This is a genomic window from Terrabacter sp. AAH1 (assembly GCF_054456855.1).
The window spans coordinates 163,418-180,409 of record NZ_JBTJJV010000004.1 but is presented as its reverse complement, the minus strand read 5'-3'; the positions used below and the strand labels follow the sequence as shown (position 1 = coordinate 180,409).

Below are 16,992 nucleotides of genomic sequence, written 5' to 3'. Positions count from 1 at the left end.
CCGGGCCCCGTCACTCCCGCCCCAGGTCGCGGTGCACGACGAACGTGTCGACGCGGTCGCGCCCGCCGAGGCGCGCGCTCAGGGCCTCGGCGATGGCGACGGAACGGTGCTTGCCACCGGTGCAGCCGACGGCGACGGTGACGTAGCGACGCCCCTCTCGGACGTAGCCCGCGATCATCGTGTCGAGGAGCTCGCCGGCCCGGTCGAGGAACTCGTCGGCACCGGCCTGCTTCATGACGAACTCGCTGACGGGGCCGTCTCGCCCGGTGAGGGCCCGCAGCTCGGGCACCCAGTAGGGGTTGGGCAGGAAGCGCATGTCGAAGACGACGTCGGCGTCGAGTGGCAGGCCGTACTTGAACCCGAAGGACATCACGGCGATGCGCAGCTGCACGCGGCCCTCGCCGGCGAAGAGCGAGCTGAGCTTGGCGCTCAGCTGGTGCACGTTGAGGCCCGAGCTGTCGATGACGACGTCGGCGGACGACCGCAGGTCGAGCAGCCGCTCGCGCTCACGCTGGATGCCGTCGAGCAGCCGGCCGTCGCCCTGCAGCGGGTGTGGACGGCGCACGCTCTCGAACCGGCGCACGAGGGCCTCGTCGGTCGCGTCGAGGAACACGAGGCTGGGCCGCTCGCCGCGCTCGCGGGCCTCGGCGATGGCGCCCTCGAGCAGCTCGAACCAGCCGCGCGAGCGGACGTCGACGACGACGGCCACCTGCTGGAGCCGGGACCCGGGGTCCTTCGCGCGCGCCTCCTCGCGCAGCTCGGTCAGGTGCGAGAGGAGCTGGGGCGGGAGGTTGTCGACGACGAGCCAGCCGAGGTCCTCGAGGACGTTGGCGGTGGTGCTGCGTCCGGCGCCGCTCATGCCGGTGACGATGACGATGGGCGCATCGGCCAGCGACGTCTGCGGGGTGGGGCCGGTGTCGGCGGTCATTCGAGCACTTCTCCCGTCGTGAGGTTCACGGCTGGCTCCTGGGGTGCTCCCCCAGCCAAGTGGTTGACGACGGCCGAAGCAAGCGACCTGCCGAAGCCCGGAACAGCCATGATGTCCGAAACGTCCGCCGAGCGAAGTCGTTTGACCGAACCGAAGTGGCGCAGCAGCGCCTTCTGCCGGCTGCTGCCCAGACCCGGTATGCCGTCGAGCTGGGAGGTCGTCATCGCCTTGGAGCGTCGCTGGCGGTGGAAGGTGATGGCGAAGCGGTGCGCCTCGTCACGCAGGCGCTGGAGCAGGTAGAGGCCCTCGCTGGTGCGCGGCAGGATGACCGGGTGGTCGTCGCGCGGGAGCCACACCTCCTCGAGCCGCTTCGCGAGGCCGACGAGCGCGACCTCCTCGATGCCGAGCTCGTCGAGGACGGCCTGCGCGGCGTTGACCTGCGGCAGCCCGCCGTCCACGACGACGAGGCTCGGCGGGTAGGCGAAGCGCCGGGGCCGGCCGGTCTCGGGGTCGATGGGCCCTGAGGTGGACGGCCCGTCGTCGTCGCCGTCGCGGTCGGTGCCCTCGGTTGCGTCGCTGTCAGCGACGGCGCCGTCGGCGACGGCGCCGTTGCGGCCAGCAGCCCGGCCGGAGCCGTCCGAGGGATCGCTGACGACGCCGGTGGACAGGTCGAGGTCACCGGCGCCCTCGGCGTCCTCGAGGTAGCGGCGGAACCGACGGGTCAGGACCTCGCGCATCGCGGCGGTGTCGTCGACCGTCGCGGGCGCGTCGGGTGCGGCTCCGTCGCCCTCGGCCGTCGAGGTGGCGCCCCGGACGATGAAGCGGCGGTACTCGCTCTTGCGGGCGAGGCCGTCCTCGAAGACCACCATCGAGGCCACGACGTTGGTGCCCTGGACGTGGCTGACGTCGTAGCACTCGATGCGCAGCGGCGCGTCGTCGAGGCCGAGGTAGTCCTGCAGCTCCTGGAGCGCCTTGCTGCGCAGGGTGAGGTCGCCGGCGCGGGCGACCTTGTGACGGGCCAGCGACTGCTCGGCGTTGCGGCGCACCGTCTCCATGAGCGTGCGCTTGTCGCCGCGCTGCGGCACCCGCACGCCGACGCTGGAGCCGCGCACCGTCGACAGCCACTCGGTGACGGCCTCGAGGTCGGCCGGCAGCGTGGGGACGAGCACCTCGCGGGGCACGGCGTCGCGGTCGGCGTCGCCGTAGACCTGCTGGAGCAGGTGCTCGACGAGGGTCGGGAGGTCCTCGCTCTCCTTCTCGACGACCCAGCCACGCTGGCCCCGGATGCGGCCGCCGCGCACGTGGAAGACCTGGACGGCCGCCTCGAGGTCGTCGTCGGCGAGGGCGAAGACATCGGCGTCGGTGGCGTCACCGAGGACGACGGCCTGCTTCTCGAGGGCCTTGGTCAGGGCGCCGAGGTCGTCGCGCAGCCGGGCCGCCTGCTCGAAGTCGAGCTCGGCCGCGGCCTCCTTCATGCGGGTCTCGAGGCGCTTGGCGAAGCGCGAGCTGTTGCCCGCCATGAAGTCGCAGAAGTCCTCGGCGATGGCGCGGTGCTCGTCGGGGGTGACGCGCCCGACGCAGGGCGCCGAGCACTTGTCGATGTAGCCCAGCAGGCAGGGCCTGCCGCTGGCGGCCGCACGCTTGAAGACGCCCGAGGAGCAGGTGCGCACCGGGAAGACCCGCAGCAGCAGGTCGAGCGTCTCGCGGATCGCCCAGGCGTGGCCGTAGGGGCCGAAGTAGCGCGTGCCCTTGCGCTTGGCGCCGCGCATCACCTGGGCCCGCGGGAACTCCTCGCCCATCGTGACGGCGAGGAACGGATAGGACTTGTCGTCGCGGTACTTGACGTTGAAGCGCGGGTCGAACTCCTTGATCCAGGAGTACTCGAGCTGGAGCGCCTCGACCTCGGTGCGCACGACGGTCCACTCGACCGAGGCCGCAGTGGTGACCATCGTGGCCGTGCGCGGGTGCAGCGCGGTGATGTCCTGGAAGTAGGACGAGAGGCGGGGGCGCAGCGACTTGGCCTTGCCGACATAGATGACCCGGCCGTGGGCGTCGCGGAAGCGGTAGACGCCCGGGTCGGTCGGGATCTCCCCCGGCTTCGGTCGGTAGGTCGTCGGGTCCGCCACGCGTCCACCCTATGTCGGCCCACCGACGACGCCGTATGCCGCCCTCCGACCCCGACGAGGGCGGCAGGACGGCATACGGGAAGGTCGGTCAGGGCTCGGGTGGAGCGCGGTCGGGGCTCGCTCAGGCGACGGTGAAGGTGTCTCCGCTGACGGTGACCTGCTTGGCGGTGAGGGCGCGCTTCGCCTGGCTGTCGGGCGTCGGCTCGCCCGTGGTCAGGTCGAAGTGGCTCTGGTGGCAGGGGCAGACGAGCTGCTTGTCGGCGACGGAGCTCACGGCGCAGCCCTGGTGCGGGCAGGTCGTGTCGAAGGCCTTTAACGTGCCGGCCACCGGTTGGGTGACGACGGTCTTGGTGTCGGGGAAGAACTTCGCGCCACCGACGGGCACCTCGGACGACGGGGTGCCCCCGCCGGACGGCGCCGAAGCCGCGGCCGAGCTCGACCCGCCCGCGGAGGCGGCGCTGCTCGACGAGGCGCCGGTCGCGCTGGGGACGGGCGGGCTGCTGCAGGCGGCGAGGGCACCGGCGCCGACGACGACTCCGGCGGCCTTGAGGACGCCGCGGCGGTCGGCGAGTGCGGCGACGTGCTGGTGACCCTCTTCGGCAGCGACAGGGGTGATGACAGGGGTGTCGACAGGGGTGTCGACGGAGGGGGCGTGCTCGGGGGCGAAGGTGCTGGACTGCTCGGCGGTGCGTGAGTGGCTGCGCTGTGTCATGCGTTCCTCTTCCTGGTGGTGGAGGTCCGTGTCTTGCTCACGGTGGTGCTGGGCGTGCTCTTCTTCGCGGCCGCGGTGGTGGCACCTCCTCTGGCGCGACCCGTGGTGCGGGGGGCCTTCAGTCTGGGAGAGCTCGCTGTGCCCGAGCCGTCAGCTCGCTGTGAGCCCTCCCCGGCCTTCTTCCTGGTGCCGGACCCGGCGCGGCCCTTGGCGGTGGTGCGCGTCGTCGTGCGCGCGGTGCGGTCGAGGATCGGTCGGAGGAAGCGGCCGGTGTGGCTGGCCGCCACGTCGGCAACGTCCTCGGGAGTGCCCTCGGCGATGACCGTGCCGCCCCCCGACCCGCCCTCGGGGCCCATGTCGATGATCCAGTCGGCGTTCTTGATCACGTCGAGGTTGTGCTCGATGACGATGACGGTGTTGCCCTTGTCGACGAGCCCCTGGAGCACGTCGAGGAGCTTCTTGATGTCCTCGAAGTGCAGGCCGGTCGTCGGCTCGTCGAGGACGTAGATCGTGCGTCCCGTGGAACGCTTCTGCAGCTCGCTCGCGAGCTTGACGCGCTGCGCCTCGCCGCCCGAGAGGGTCGGTGCCGGCTGGCCGAGGCGCACGTAGCCCAGGCCGACGTCGTTGAGCGTCTTGAGGTGGCGCGAGATCGCGGGGACCGCCTCGAAGAACGTGGCGGCCTCCTCGATGGGCATGTCGAGCACGTCGGCGATGGTCTTGCCCTTGAAGTGCACCTCCAGCGTCTCGCGGTTGTAGCGGGCCCCGTGGCACACCTCGCACGGCACGTAGACGTCGGGCAGGAAGTTCATCTCGATCTTGATGGTGCCGTCGCCGGAGCACGCGTCGCAGCGCCCGCCCTTGACGTTGAAGGAGAAACGCCCGGGCTGGTAGCCACGGATCTTCGCCTCGGTCGTCTCGGCGAACAGCTTGCGCATGTTGTCGAAGACGCCGGTGTAGGTGGCCGGGTTCGATCGGGGCGTGCGCCCGATCGGGCTCTGGTCGACGTGCACGACCTTGTCGAGGTGGTCGAGGCCGGTGACCGTCTTGTGCCGGCCGGGCACGTGCCGGGCGCCGTTGAGCTTGTTGGCGAGCACGTTGTAGAGGATGTCGTTGACGAGGGTCGACTTGCCCGAGCCGGAGACGCCGGTGACGGCGACGAGGTTGCCGAGCGGGAAGTTCACCGAGACGTTCTGCAGGTTGTTCTCGCGGGCGCCGGTGACCGTGAGCTGGCGACCGTCGTGGCCGCGGCGCACGTCGGGGGTCGGGATCTCGCGGCGCCCGGAGAGGTACATGCCGGTGAGCGAGTCGGGGTGCTCGAGCAGGCCCTTGACCGGCCCGGAGTGCACGACGTGGCCACCGTGCTCGCCGGCGCCGGGGCCGATGTCGACGACCCAGTCGGCGGTGGCGATGGTGTCCTCGTCGTGCTCGACCACGATGAGCGTGTTGCCGAGGTCGCGCAGGCGGGTCAGGGTCTCGATGAGCCGGTGGTTGTCGCGCTGGTGCAGGCCGATCGACGGCTCGTCGAGCACGTAGAGCACCCCCACGAGGCCGGAGCCGATCTGGGTCGCCAGGCGGATGCGCTGCGCCTCGCCGCCGGAGAGGGTGCCGGCGGGGCGGTCGAGCGAGAGGTAGTCGAGGCCGACGTCGAGGAGGAAGCCGAGCCGGGCGTCGATCTCCTTGATGACGCGCTCGGCGATCTGCTTCTCGCGGGGAGTGAAGTCGACGGTGTCGAGGAACCCGGCGGCCTCGTTGATCGCGAGGCCACAGACCTCGGAGATGTTCTTGCCGCCGACGAGGACGGCGAGGGACTCGGGCTTGAGGCGGGCGCCCTTGCAGACCGGGCACGGGACCTCGCGCATGAAGCCCTCGTAGCGGTCGCGGCTCCAGTCGGAGTCGGTCTCGGCGTGGCGGCGCTTGATGAACGGGACGACGCCCTCGAAGCCGGTGGTGTAGGAGCGGTCGCGGCCGTAGCGGTTCTTGTAGCGGACGTGGACCTTGTAGTTCTGCCCGTGGAGCAGGGCCTCCTTCGCCCGGGCCGGCAGCGCCCGCCACGGGACGTCCATCGAGAACTTCATGTCCTCGGCCAGCGCGCCCATGACGCGCTGGAAGTACTCGGCGGAGCCGGACCCCTGGGCCCACGGGGCGATGGCCCCGTCGGCGAGGGTCAGGTCGTCGTCGGGGACGACGAGCTCGGGGTCGACCTCGAGCTCGGTGCCGATGCCGGTGCACTCGGGGCAGGCGCCGAAGGGCGAGTTGAACGAGAACGACCGGGGCTGCACCTCGTCCATGCCCAGGGGGTGGTTGTTGGGGCAGGCCATCTTCTCGGAGTAGCGCCGCTCGCGCTGCTTGTCCTTGGCCTCGCGGTCGACGAAGTCGATGATGACGATGCCCCCGGCGAGCCCGAGAGCGGTCTCGACCGAGTCGGTGAGGCGACGCTTGGAGCCGGCGTCGTCACCCTTGGCGACGAGTCGGTCGACGACGACCTCGATCGTGTGCTTCTTCTGCTTCTCGAGCTTGGGCGCCTCGGTGAGCGAGACGACCTCGCCGTCGACCCGGGCACGCGAGAAGCCCTTGGTCTGCAGCTCGGCGAAGAGGTCGACGAACTCGCCCTTGCGGCCCTGGACCACCGGGGCGAGCACCTGGAAGCGGGTGCGGTCGTCGAGCGTGAGCAGCTGGTCGACGATCTGCTGCGGCGACTGGCGGGTGACCGGCTCGCCGCAGACGGGGCAGTGCGGTCGCCCGGCGCGCGCGAAGAGCAGGCGGAGGTAGTCGTAGACCTCGGTGATGGTGCCGACGGTCGACCGGGGGTTGCGGTTGGTCGACTTCTGGTCGATCGACACGGCCGGTGACAGCCCCTCGATGAAGTCGACGTCGGGCTTGTCCATCTGCCCGAGGAACTGCCGGGCGTACGCCGACAGCGACTCGACGTAGCGCCGCTGGCCCTCCGCGAAGATCGTGTCGAACGCGAGGCTCGACTTGCCCGACCCGGAGAGCCCGGTGAAGACGATGAGGCTGTCGCGGGGGAGGTCGACGGACACGTCGCGGAGGTTGTGCTCTCGCGCGCCGCGGACGACGAGGGAATGGGCGTTGCCGGTGGGCGTAGCAGTCACGCGCAACATGCTAAGTCGGGCCACCGACAGTCCTCGTATCGGCGGCGTCGCGGCGGCTCGCCCGCGACCCGCACCGGGACGCGCCAACGCGGCGGGTGCCCCGCACGCGCGACCCGGCCTGGCGGCATACTCGCACCCATGAGTGAGCACGCGCCGACGCCCATCGAGGACTACGCGGTGCTCGGCGACCTCGGCACCGCGGCGCTCGTGAGCCGGCGCGGCTCCATCGACTGGCTGTGCCTGCCGCGCTTCGACTCCCGGGCCTGCTTCTCGGCGCTGCTCGGCACGCCGGAGCACGGCAGGTGGCTCATCGCGCCGGTCGACGAGGACGCCGTGACGACCCGCCGCTACGCCGGCAACTCCTTCGTGCTCGAGACGTTCCACGAGACCTCCACCGGACGGGTCAAGGTGACCGACGTCATGCCGCTCGGCGACGGGCGCTCCGACGTGCTGCGCCGCATCGAGGGCCTCGAGGGCACGGTGCGGATGGTCCACGAGTGGACCGTGCGCTTCAACTACGGGCGCACCCGCCCTTGGGTCGCGCGGCACACCGACGACCGCGAGGGCCGCACCGACGAGATCATCACCGCCATCGCAGGGCCGGACATGCTCGTGCTGCGCGGGGCCCGCCTCCCCCACGCGCAGGACGGCCACCACGTCGACGAGTTCGACGTCTCGGCGGGCGAGTCGATGACCTTCTCGACGACGTGGTTCCGCAGCCACGAGCAGATCCCGCCGCCGCTCAGCGTGCGCGCCCGCATCGCCGAGACGATCGCGCTGAGCGAGCGCTACGCCGCCCAGAGCCACTACTCCGGGCCGTATGCCGCTGCCGTGACCCGTTCGCTGCTGGTGCTGCGCGGCCTGACGCACCAGACGACGGGGGGCATCGTGGCCGCCGCGACGACCTCGCTGCCGGAGGAGCTCGGCGGCGAGCGCAACTGGGACTACCGGTTCTGCTGGCTGCGCGACGCCGCCTTGACGCTCGAGGCGCTGCTCGGCTGCGGCTACGTCGAGGAGACCGAGCTGTGGCGGGCGTGGCTGCTGCGGGCCGTGGCGGGCGACCCCGAGGACATGCAGATCATGTACCGCGTCGACGGGGGCCGCGACCTGCCCGAGCGGGTGCTGCACCACCTCCCCGGGTATGCCGGGTCGACGCCCGTACGCGTGGGCAACGCCGCCGTGGACCAGCGCCAGACCGACGTGCTCGGCGAGGTGATGATCTCCCTCGACCACGCACGGATGCGTGGTCTCGAGGACAACGACGACTCCTGGCACCTGCAGCGTGCCCTCGTCAACCACCTCGCCCGGCACTGGCAGGAGGCCGACAACGGGCTCTGGGAGATCCGCGGGCCGCTGCGCCACTTCACCCACTCCCGGGCCATGGTCTGGGCGGCCTTCGACCGGGCCGTGCGAGCCGTCGAGCGGTACGGCGCCGAGGGTCCGGTCGACGAGTGGAGGACGCTGCGCGACCAGGTGCGCGACGAGGTCATGACGAAGGGCTTCGACACCGAGCGTGGCACCTTCGTGCAGCACTACGACACCACCGAGGTCGACGCCTCGCTGCTCACCCTGTCGGCGATCGGTTTCGTCGACGGCGACGACCCGCGCATGCTCGGGACCATCGCGGCGGTCGAGCAGGACCTGATGCGAGACGGCCTCGTCATGCGCTACCGCACCGAGACCGACGTCGACGGGCTCCCGGGTGGCGAGCACCCCTTCCTCGCGTGCTCGTTCTGGCTCGTGACGGCATACGCGAGGGCGGGTATGACCGCGAAGGCGAACGAGCTGATGGAGCGGCTCGTCGGCCTGACCAACGACGTCGGCCTGCTGTCCGAGGAGTACGACCCGGTGAACGAGCGGATGGTGGGCAACTTCCCCCAGGCGTTCTCGCACCTCGCCCTCGTCGGGGCGGCCCTGGCGCTCGCGAAGGCCCCCGGCGAGGCGTCCGACAGCGCGACCGAGAAGCAACCCGGGAGGGCAACGGCATGAAGCACGCCGACGTGACCGCAGACCTCGTGGCGGCCGAGACCGAACGGGTCGTGGCGACGGCCGCCTCGTTCCGCAACGACGCGGTGCTCGCCCCGTCGCTGTGCGAGGGGTGGTCCCGCGGCCACGTGCTCGCCCACATCGCCCGCAACGCCGACGCGCTGGCCCGCGTCTGCGACGTCGCGCTGACCGGAGCCCCCGGCACCATGTACGACACGGTCGAGTCGCGCGACGCCGACATCGCCGCCGGCGCTCGTCGCTCGGCGCACGAGCACGCCACCGACATCCGCGACTCGGCCGCGCGGCTCGCCGAACGCCTCGCCGCGCTGCGTCCCGAGCACGCCGAGGTCCGTGTCGAGCGCACCCCGGGCGGCTTCCCGATCCCCGTCGGGATGGTCCCCTTCATGCGGTTGCGTGAGCTCGTCTTCCACCACGTCGACCTCGACGCCGGCTTCACGTTCGCCGCGGCACCCGACGAGGTCGTCGCCCTCTTCCTGCGCGACGCTGCGAACCGGCTGGCCAAGGAGGACGCGCCCCCGTCGCTGCGCATCGCGACGGCCGAGGGCGACGCGTACACCGTCGGTGACGGCGCGACGACGGTCACCGGGGCACGCGCCGCGGTGCTCACCTGGCTCGCCCGCGGCCACACCGACGGGGTCCGGTTCGACGGCCCCGTCCCGACCCTTCCCTTCGGAGGCTGACATGCCCGACCACGCACCCGACCACGCACCCGACACGTACTCCGGCCACGTCGAGCAGGGCGGCCCGGCCGCCGTGCGCGAGCTGCCACACCTGACCATCCGCAAGCAGTCCGTCGGCACGATGGACAACAACGCGTACCTGCTGACCTGCCGCTCGACCGGAGCCCAGCTGCTCATCGACGCCGCGGCCGAGGCCCCGCGACTCCTCGAGCTGGTGGGCGCCGGCGGTGACGGGCTCGAGACGGTCGTCACCACCCACCAGCACCACGACCACGTCGGCGCGCTCGCCGAGGTCGTCGAGGCCACCGGCGCGCGCACCGTCGCCGGCGCCGACGACGCCGAGGGGCTGCCCGTCCCCGTCGACGTACGCGTCGGGCAGGGTGACACGGTGACCGTCGGTGACGTGACGCTCGACGTCGTGCACCTGCGTGGGCACACCCCGGGCTCGATCGCGCTCGCCTACGCCGACCCCGACGGCCACACGCACCTCTTCACCGGCGACAGCCTCTTCCCGGGCGGCATCGGCAACACGAAGAACCCGGGCCAGAGCTTCGAGTCGCTCATCGAGGACGTCACGACGCGAGTCTTCGACGTCTACGACGACGACACGTGGTTCTACCCCGGCCACGGCGACGACTCCACGCTCGGCGCCGAGCGGCCGCACCTCGACGAGTGGCGCGCCCGCGGCTGGTGAGTGCGCGGCCGTCCCACGGCGTGTGCCGCGTGCCGGTGCCGCGGCACCGCTCAGGGAGCGCCGGGCACCGCGCTGACGGGTAGGCGCACCCGGAACCGGGTGTCGCCCGGACGCGACTCGACCTCGATGCTCCCGCCGTGGCGGTCGACGACGATCCGGTGGGCCACGTCGAGGCCGAGCCCGGTGCCCCTGCCGACCTCCTTGGTCGTGAAGAAGGGCTCGAAGGCACGCTGCCGGGCCTCGGCGCTCATGCCCGAGCCGGTGTCACGGACCTCGACGAGCACTCCGTCGCCGTCACGCCGCGTGCGCACCGTGAGGGTGCCGTTGCCGTCCATGGCGTCGACGGCGTTGTCCACGAGGTTGGTCCACACCTGGTTGAGCTCGCCGGGCATGCCGTCGACGAGCGGCACGTCACTCCCCCAGTCGCGCACCACGGTGACATTGGGACGCAGCCGGGGACCCATGACGAGCAGGGTGCTCTCGATGCCCTCGCGCACGTCGACGCGCTGGTGGGACGCCCGGTCCATCTGCGAGTAGGTCTTGATGCCGGCTACGAGCTCGGAGACACGACGCGTCGACTCCCTCACCTCGGCCAGGAGCGACGTGACGTCGATGGTGCGCGCCACCCACTCGAGCGACGGGCCCAGCGCATCGCCGGGCACCGTCTCGGCCGCTCGTCGGAGCCACGCGACGTCGGCGCCGGCGGAGACCAAGGGCGCGGCGAGGTCCCACGGCTGCTCCACCCCTGCACGCTCGAGCCACTGCCCCAGCTCCTCCTCCCGGTCAGCGGTCTCGAGCGGGTCGGCGAGCGCGGCCGGTGGTCCCAGTCCCCGCCGGAGCGAGTCCAGGGACTCGAACCCTTCAGCGGTCAGACCGCGGACCGCCATGTGCCGCAGGGCCTCCAGCAGACCGTCGCAGGCACGTTCGAGCTCCGCCGCGGACCGGGCGGACGCGGCCGCCGGGTTGTTGATCTCGTGGGCGAGCCCTGCCGCGAGCGTGCCGAGCGTGACGAGACCGCTGCGCTGCCGGGCCGTCGCCTCGATCGACCGGGCCGTGCCGTAGAGCCCTGCCACCAGGTGCGCCGCGAACGGGAACCACGTGTCGGCGAGGTCGCGGAGGTCCTCGGCCGGAACCCGCAACATCCGACCCGCGGTGACGCCTCGCGCGGTGGCGAGGTAGACCCCGTTGTCGTCCCAGGCACGGAAGCCACCGGCCCACCGGCCCGGCACGTCCATGCGCCCCACGGTGACGTCCTCGCGGCCGATGTGGCGCGACAGGTCCAGCGCGCCGTCGACGAGCACCCACCAGTGGTCGGCACGGTCACCCTCGAGGAACACGACCTCGCCGGGGCGGACCCGGAGCTCGGTCCCGACCTCGAGCAGCTGCGTGAGCTGGTCGTCGCGCAGCCCGTCGAAGAGGGGGATGGTCCGGAGGTCGGCGAGCGCGAGCATCGTTGGCAGGTCCCGTCAGATCGTGGCGAGATAGCGGTGCACGAAGTAGACGGACATCGAACCCTCGCCCACCGCCGATGCCACCCGCTTCATCGAGTCGGCGCGCACGTCGCCCGCAGCGAAGACGCCGGGAAGGCTCGTCTCGAGGGCGAACGGCGGCCGGCTCAGGGTCCAGCCCCCGGCGTACGGTCCCGACACGAGGTCGTGGCCGGTCACGACGAAGCCGTGCCCGTCCCGCGCGACCTCCGCACCCAACCAGTCCGTGCGGGGGGCCGCGCCGATGAAGACGAAGAGCCACGAGGCCTCGACGTCGGTCGTCGTGCCCGCGGCCCGGTCGGCGAGCGTCAGCCGTTCCAGGTGGCCGTCGCCGGACGCTGCGACGACCTCGGTGCCGCACAGCACGCGGATCCGGTCGTCGGCGCGGATCCGCTCGACGAGGTACTGCGACATGCTCGCCTCGAGCGAGGAGCCCCGGACGACGAGCGTCACCCGCTTCGCGAACCGCGCGAGGTTGAGCACGGCCTGGCCGGCCGAGTTGGCGGCGCCGACGACGTAGACCTCCTCGCCGCTGCAGGCCGCGGCCTGCCCGGCGCTCGCCCCGTAGTGGACGCCGCGTCCCACGAGGGCGTCGAGGCCGTCCGCGGCGAGACGACGGTAGGAGACGCCGGTCGCGAGGACGACGCTGCGCGCCTCGATGTCGGTGAAGCCGTTCTCGCTGCCGCCGACCCGAGGCGCCGGAGCGCCACCCCCGATGTGGGCCTCGATGCCCTGCAGCCGCACCGCCCGCACCGGGCCTCGGGGCTCGAGGGCGACGACGTCGCGGGCGAGCACCATCTCGGCGCCGAACCGGCGGGCCTGGGCGATGGCGCGCTGGGCCAGGTCCGCACCGGAGAGCCCGCGGGGGAAGCCGAGGTAGTTCTCGATCGCGGCGCTCTGACCCGCCTGCCCGCCGGGCGCCTCGTGCTCGACGACGACGGTGCTGAGGCCCTCGGAGGCGGCGTAGACGGCCGCCGCGAGACCGGCGGGTCCGCCGCCGACGATGCAGAGGTCGTAGAGGTCGCGCTCCGCGCGGGTCCGCAGTCCCAGGGCGCTCGCGATCGCGACGGTCGACGGGGCTCTGAGCGTCTCGCCGTCCGGCACGAGCACCAGCGGCAGGTCCTCCGGCCGGGCCCCGGCGAGGTCACGCAGCCGCGCGCCCTCGGCGTCGCGCTCGACGTCGAGCCACCGGTAGGGCACGTGGTTGTTGGCGAGGAAGGTCTTGACCGCGTGGGTGCCCTCCGACCAGCGGTCGCCCACCACGCGTACGTCGTCGGTGTGGTCCGGGTGGGCGTGGTGCCAGTCGGCGAGGAGGTCGTCGACGACGGGGTAGAGGTTCTCGTCGGGCGGGTCCCACGGCTTGAGCAGGTAGTGGTCGAGGCCGATGTCGTTGATCGCGGCGATGGCGACGTCCGTGTCGGCGTACGCCGTGAGCAGGACCAGCTTCGCCTCGGGCACGTCGACCCGCACCCGGCCGAGCACCTCGATGCCGGTCAGCCCGGGCATCCGCTGGTCGGCCAGGACGAGAGCGAGCGGCTGCCCCTTGAGAAGCAGGCGGGCCACGAGGTCGTGCGCCTCGGCGCCCGAGCTCGCGCGCAGGATGCGGTGGTCGGCGCCGTAGCGCGCCCGCAGGTCCCGGGCGATCGCAGCGGAGACGGGAGCGTCGTCATCCACCGTGAGGATCGCCGGTCTCGCCACGCGCCCAGCGTACGAGCGGCGCGACCCGAGCGGGCGGGAGTGCGCAGACTCGTGCGGGAGGGCCTACTGGGCGCCCTCGAGGTCCGAGGTGGCGTCCGGATCGAGCTCGGCGATCAGCGACTCCAGCTCGGTGCGGAGGAAGTCGAGGTCCGGTGGCACGTTCGTCAGGATGATGTGACGGCGCGGGTTGTTGGCGACGCACAGGCCGACGCCGAGCCGCGACCGACCGTGCCGCTCGCGCCAGGCGCGCTCGAGCTGCGGTCCGCCGGCCCAGTCGACGGGCGCGTGGAGCCAGCCCTGCACGTCCACGAGGTCGCCGTCGGGACCGTGGCGTCGGTTCTTCGGGGGATCGAATCCTTCGATGGTGATTCGCTCTTCCATGTTCTGACGGTACGGCGCTCGGGGCGCGGCGACCAGTACCTCCGGCTCGTGCGCACCGAATCGTCGCCGGTCCGGACCGGGGGCGTCCCGGTGGCACGCGGGTGCGAGGATGGCGGGCGTGAACGTCGCCGCGAGCCGTACCGTCCCCGTCAGCGCCACCCACCTGGTCCACGTCCCCGTCACGACGGTGTGGTCGACGCCCGAGAGCCCGCGACCCGTCGACGCAGCGATGGTCGCCGACGAGCCCGACGCGGCTGCGTGGCTGGCGGCGCTCGACGCCGACGCGGCGGCGGACGGAGCCGTCGACGACGGCACCCGCGCCGGCCGTCTCGGCCTGCACGGGCTCGTCGAGACGCAGCTCGTCGAGGGCGAGCCCGTCACCGTCACGGAGCTCGACGCCGGTGGCCGGTGGGCCCACGTCGTCGCCCCGTGGCAGCTCTCCCCCAAGGACGAGCGCGGCTACCCCGGGTGGGTGCCGCTGGCGCACCTCGCCCCGCTCACGCCGGGCTCGCAGGTGGTCGGCCCCGAGGCGGTCGAGACGGCTGCCGTGGCCGACGGCGGTTCCGGCGACGCGGCGCACCCCGCCCTGACGGAGGCGCGCTCGCACATCGGTCTGCCCTACCTGTGGTCGGGCCTGACCCCCCTCGGCTTCGACTGCTCCGGCCTCGTGCTGCACACGTGGCGCCGGCTCGGCGTCGTCGTCGCCCGCGACGCGTACGCCCAGGCCGACTTCGCGACCCCCGTCGCCCTCGACGACGTGCAGCCGGGCGACCTCTACTTCTTCGCCCGGCCCGGGGCGCGCATCCACCACGTCGGCATCGTGGTGCGGCCGGGACGGATGGTCCACGCGTCCGAGACGGGCGGCGTGCTCGTCGAGGAGGACCTGCCCGCCGCGCGGCTCGACACCCTCGTGGCGGCCGGGCGGCTGCCGATGCCGTGAGCCTCGACCGGCGCACCGCACCGCTGCTCGTCCTCGGTGGCGTCCTGTCCGTGCAGTTCGGCGGCGCCTTCGCCGCGACGCTGGTGCCGCGCATCGGGGCCACCGGTTCCGTGCTGCTGCGCCTGCTCTTCGCCATGGTGATCCTGTATGCCGTCGCGCGCCCGTCATGGCGACGGCGCACCCGTGCCGACTGGGGCACCGTCGTGCTCTTCGGGCTCGCGCTCGCCGCGATGAACACCTCGTTCTACGCCTCTCTCGCGCACCTGCCGATCGGGGTCGCCGTCACCATCGAGTTCCTCGGGCCGCTGGGGCTCGCGGCGGCGCTGAGCCGCCGGCTGCGCGACGTCGTGGCGGTGACCGCGGCCGCCCTGGGCGTCGTCCTCGTCTCAGGGGTGCTGCACACCTCGCTCGACCGTCTCGACCTCGTCGGTGTCGGCTTCGCGGCCCTGGCCGGCGTCATGTGGGCCGCCTACATCGTGCTGAGCCAGCGCACCGGTCGGGCCTTCGGCGGCCTCGACGGTCTCGCCCTGGCCCTCATCGTCTCGACGGTCGCGGTCGCCCCCCTCGGCCTCACCTCGGTGGACCGCTGGACCCTTCGGGACATCGCGCTCGGGCTCGGCATCGCCGTCCTGTCCTCGGTGCTGCCCTACTCGCTCGAGCTCGTCGCCCTGCGGCACCTGGCGCAGCACGTCTTCGGCATCCTGCTCAGCCTCGAGCCCGTGGTCGCGGCGCTCGCCGGTTTCGTCGTGCTGCACCAGACGCTCGAGATGGGACAGGTCGCCGGCATGGCCCTCGTCGTGCTGGCGAGCGCCATCGTGCTGGGCGCGCGGTCCCGACCCGAGACGCCCGACGCCGCTCTCGGGCCCGGCTGATGACCGACGACCACGGGGGCCTGCTCTCACCGACCCTGCGCGCAACGACGATCGGCGTGCTCGCCCTCGTCTCGCTGCACGCGTTCGAGGCACTCGCCCTCACCACCGTGATGCCGACCATCGCCCGCGAGCTGAACGGGGCCTCCCTCTACGCGATGGCGTTCACGGCGACGCTCGCGGCCGGGATCGTCAGCATCGTCTGGTCGGGCAACCTGGCCGACCGGCGGGGGCCGAGACCGCCGCTGCTCATCGGGCTCGCGCTCTTCGCGGCCGGACTGGTGGGGGCCGGGCTCGCACCCACCATGGGCGTCCTCGTCGCCGCCCGGGTCGTGCAGGGCCTCGGCGCCGGCATGACCAGCACCGCGCTCTACGTCCTCGTCACCCGTGTCTACCCGCAGCGGCTGCACACCGCGATCCTCGCCGGGTTTTCGGCGGCGTGGGTCGTGCCGTCGATCGCCGGGCCCTTCGTCGCGGGACTCATCGCCCAGACCATCGGGTGGCGGTGGGTCTTCCGCGCGGCCCTCGTCGTCCTGGTCGTCGCGGCGGTCCTGCTCGGACGGATCGTCAGCGGCCTGCGCCAGGAGGCGGTCGACGTGCCGTGGCGCCGCCGCGCGATCGCGGCCTCGGTGGTGCTGGCCCTGGCGGTGCTCGCCCTCAATGCCGTCGCCGAGCGCCTCGACGCCGTGGGCATCGCCGTCGCCACCGTCGCGGTGGTGGCCGTCACCGTCAGCCTGCTGCCGCTCACCCCCCGCGGCACCCTGCGGGCGGGGCGCGGCCTGCCGACCGACGTGACCCTCCGCGCCCTCGCCTTCGCCGCCTTCTCCGGTGCCGAGGTCTACCTGCCGCGCCTGCTCACCGAGCGCGACGGCCTCAGCCCGAGCCTCGCCGGCATCGCGCTGACCGTCACCGGCGTCACGTGGTTCCTCGGGTCGTGGGTGCAGGGACGCTGGGACCGGCACTTCGAGATCGGCCGCACCTCGGCCTTCTCGCTGGCCGCCATGACCGTCACCCTCGCCGCCATCGCCCTCGCCGTCGCTCTCGGGGCACCGACCTGGGTGCTCATCGCCCTCTTCCCAGCGGTCGGTCTCGGCATCGGTACCGTCTACCCGCGCGTCACCGCGCAGGCACTCTCGCGCGCCTCGCCGACGGAGCAGGGCTTCGTCAGCTCCGCCCTGCAGATCGGCGACTCGGCCGGAGCCGCCACGGCGATCGCCCTGTCGGCTGTCGTGTTCTCCGCGGCCGGCTCGGGCGTGCCGTCGGCCTACGTCGCGGTCTTCGCCGCCATGGCCGTGCCTGCCCTGGTCGGCTGGCTCGTCTCGCACCGCGTCCGCTGACCCGGCGCGCCTGTCGAGAAGGG

13 protein-coding genes are annotated in these 16,992 nt (G+C 72.6%); 6 read left to right on the top strand and 7 right to left on the bottom strand.

Features of this window, described 5'->3' with window-relative positions:
* Positions 1-10: 10 nt before the first annotated feature.
* The 4 genes from rapZ to uvrA all read right to left on the bottom strand — a co-directional run bounded on the left by rapZ (position 11) and on the right by uvrA (position 6,885).
* A complete protein-coding gene (rapZ, locus tag ACXR8F_RS08825) occupies positions 11-928 on the bottom strand; it encodes an RNase adapter RapZ (RefSeq protein WP_045192351.1) in 918 nt (305 codons plus the stop codon).
* Positions 925-3,054 carry an excinuclease ABC subunit UvrC gene (uvrC, locus tag ACXR8F_RS08820; RefSeq protein ID WP_458799797.1) on the bottom strand — a complete coding sequence of 710 codons (2,130 nt, stop codon included), beginning with the start codon at positions 3,052-3,054 and terminating at the stop codon, positions 925-927. The genes rapZ and uvrC overlap by 4 nt, the downstream gene beginning before the upstream one ends.
* 121 nt (positions 3,055-3,175) lie before the next feature.
* Positions 3,176-3,766 (bottom strand): Rieske (2Fe-2S) protein, encoded by a 591-nt coding sequence (locus ACXR8F_RS08815; protein ID WP_458799795.1) that lies wholly within the window; start codon positions 3,764-3,766, stop codon positions 3,176-3,178.
* Positions 3,763-6,885: an excinuclease ABC subunit UvrA gene (gene uvrA, locus ACXR8F_RS08810; protein ID WP_458800034.1), complete on the bottom strand. Its 3,123-nt coding sequence runs from the start codon at positions 6,883-6,885 to the stop codon at positions 3,763-3,765. The genes ACXR8F_RS08815 and uvrA overlap by 4 nt, the downstream gene beginning before the upstream one ends.
* A gap of 129 nt (positions 6,886-7,014) precedes the next feature.
* On the opposite strand from uvrA, the gene ACXR8F_RS08805 reads away from it, so the two are divergent.
* The 3 genes from ACXR8F_RS08805 to ACXR8F_RS08795 are packed head-to-tail and all read left to right on the top strand — an operon-like array spanning position 7,015 to position 10,257.
* Positions 7,015-8,865, top strand: a complete 1,851-nt coding sequence (locus ACXR8F_RS08805) for a glycoside hydrolase family 15 protein (protein ID WP_458799794.1) — start codon at positions 7,015-7,017, stop codon at positions 8,863-8,865.
* A complete protein-coding gene (locus ACXR8F_RS08800; RefSeq protein WP_458799793.1) occupies positions 8,862-9,563 on the top strand; it encodes a maleylpyruvate isomerase family mycothiol-dependent enzyme in 702 nt (233 codons plus the stop codon). Before ACXR8F_RS08805 ends, ACXR8F_RS08800 begins: the two co-directional genes overlap by 4 nt.
* A 1-nt stretch (position 9,564) precedes the next feature.
* Complete coding sequence (locus ACXR8F_RS08795) at positions 9,565-10,257, top strand: MBL fold metallo-hydrolase (protein WP_458799792.1); 693 nt, start codon at positions 9,565-9,567, stop codon at positions 10,255-10,257.
* Between the two features lie 50 nt (positions 10,258-10,307).
* On the opposite strand, the gene ACXR8F_RS08790 is transcribed toward ACXR8F_RS08795, so the two are convergent.
* The 3 genes from ACXR8F_RS08790 to ACXR8F_RS08780 all read right to left on the bottom strand — a co-directional run bounded on the left by ACXR8F_RS08790 (position 10,308) and on the right by ACXR8F_RS08780 (position 13,823).
* A complete protein-coding gene (locus ACXR8F_RS08790; protein ID WP_045192343.1) occupies positions 10,308-11,708 on the bottom strand; it encodes a sensor histidine kinase in 1,401 nt (466 codons plus the stop codon).
* A gap of 15 nt (positions 11,709-11,723) precedes the next feature.
* Positions 11,724-13,442, bottom strand: a complete 1,719-nt coding sequence (locus ACXR8F_RS08785; RefSeq protein ID WP_458799791.1) for an FAD-dependent oxidoreductase — start codon at positions 13,440-13,442, stop codon at positions 11,724-11,726.
* A gap of 63 nt (positions 13,443-13,505) precedes the next feature.
* Entirely contained in the window at positions 13,506-13,823 is a 318-nt protein-coding gene (locus tag ACXR8F_RS08780) for a hypothetical protein (RefSeq protein ID WP_045192463.1), read from the bottom strand.
* A 118-nt stretch (positions 13,824-13,941) separates the two neighbouring features.
* Here ACXR8F_RS08780 and ACXR8F_RS08775 point away from each other — a divergent pair, with 118 nt between their 5' ends.
* Genes ACXR8F_RS08775 through ACXR8F_RS08765 form a run of 3 tightly spaced genes read left to right on the top strand, consistent with a single transcriptional unit; the run spans position 13,942 to position 16,969 of the window.
* Positions 13,942-14,763, top strand: coding sequence for a C40 family peptidase (locus tag ACXR8F_RS08775; RefSeq protein WP_458799790.1), 822 nt, complete (start codon positions 13,942-13,944; stop codon positions 14,761-14,763).
* Entirely contained in the window at positions 14,760-15,635 is an 876-nt protein-coding gene (locus ACXR8F_RS08770; protein ID WP_458799789.1) for an EamA family transporter, read from the top strand. Before ACXR8F_RS08775 ends, ACXR8F_RS08770 begins: the two co-directional genes overlap by 4 nt.
* Complete coding sequence (locus tag ACXR8F_RS08765) at positions 15,635-16,969, top strand: MFS transporter (protein ID WP_458799788.1); 1,335 nt, start codon at positions 15,635-15,637, stop codon at positions 16,967-16,969. The genes ACXR8F_RS08770 and ACXR8F_RS08765 overlap by 1 nt, the downstream gene beginning before the upstream one ends.
* Positions 16,970-16,992 lie beyond the last annotated feature (23 nt).

Coding starts and splice junctions, on each gene's coding strand:
- ACXR8F_RS08805 (WP_458799794.1), top strand. CDS start 7,015: ATGAGTGAGCACGCGCCGACGCCCATCGAGGACTACGCGGTGCTCGGC.
- ACXR8F_RS08795 (WP_458799792.1), top strand. CDS start 9,565: ATGCCCGACCACGCACCCGACCACGCACCCGACACGTACTCCGGCCAC.
- ACXR8F_RS08815 (WP_458799795.1), bottom strand. CDS start 3,766: ATGACACAGCGCAGCCACTCACGCACCGCCGAGCAGTCCAGCACCTTC.
- rapZ (WP_045192351.1), bottom strand. CDS start 928: ATGACCGCCGACACCGGCCCCACCCCGCAGACGTCGCTGGCCGATGCG.
- uvrA (WP_458800034.1), bottom strand. CDS start 6,885: ATGTTGCGCGTGACTGCTACGCCCACCGGCAACGCCCATTCCCTCGTC.
- ACXR8F_RS08790 (WP_045192343.1), bottom strand. CDS start 11,708: ATGCTCGCGCTCGCCGACCTCCGGACCATCCCCCTCTTCGACGGGCTG.
- ACXR8F_RS08800 (WP_458799793.1), top strand. CDS start 8,862: ATGAAGCACGCCGACGTGACCGCAGACCTCGTGGCGGCCGAGACCGAA.
- ACXR8F_RS08780 (WP_045192463.1), bottom strand. CDS start 13,823: ATGGAAGAGCGAATCACCATCGAAGGATTCGATCCCCCGAAGAACCGA.
- ACXR8F_RS08765 (WP_458799788.1), top strand. CDS start 15,635: ATGACCGACGACCACGGGGGCCTGCTCTCACCGACCCTGCGCGCAACG.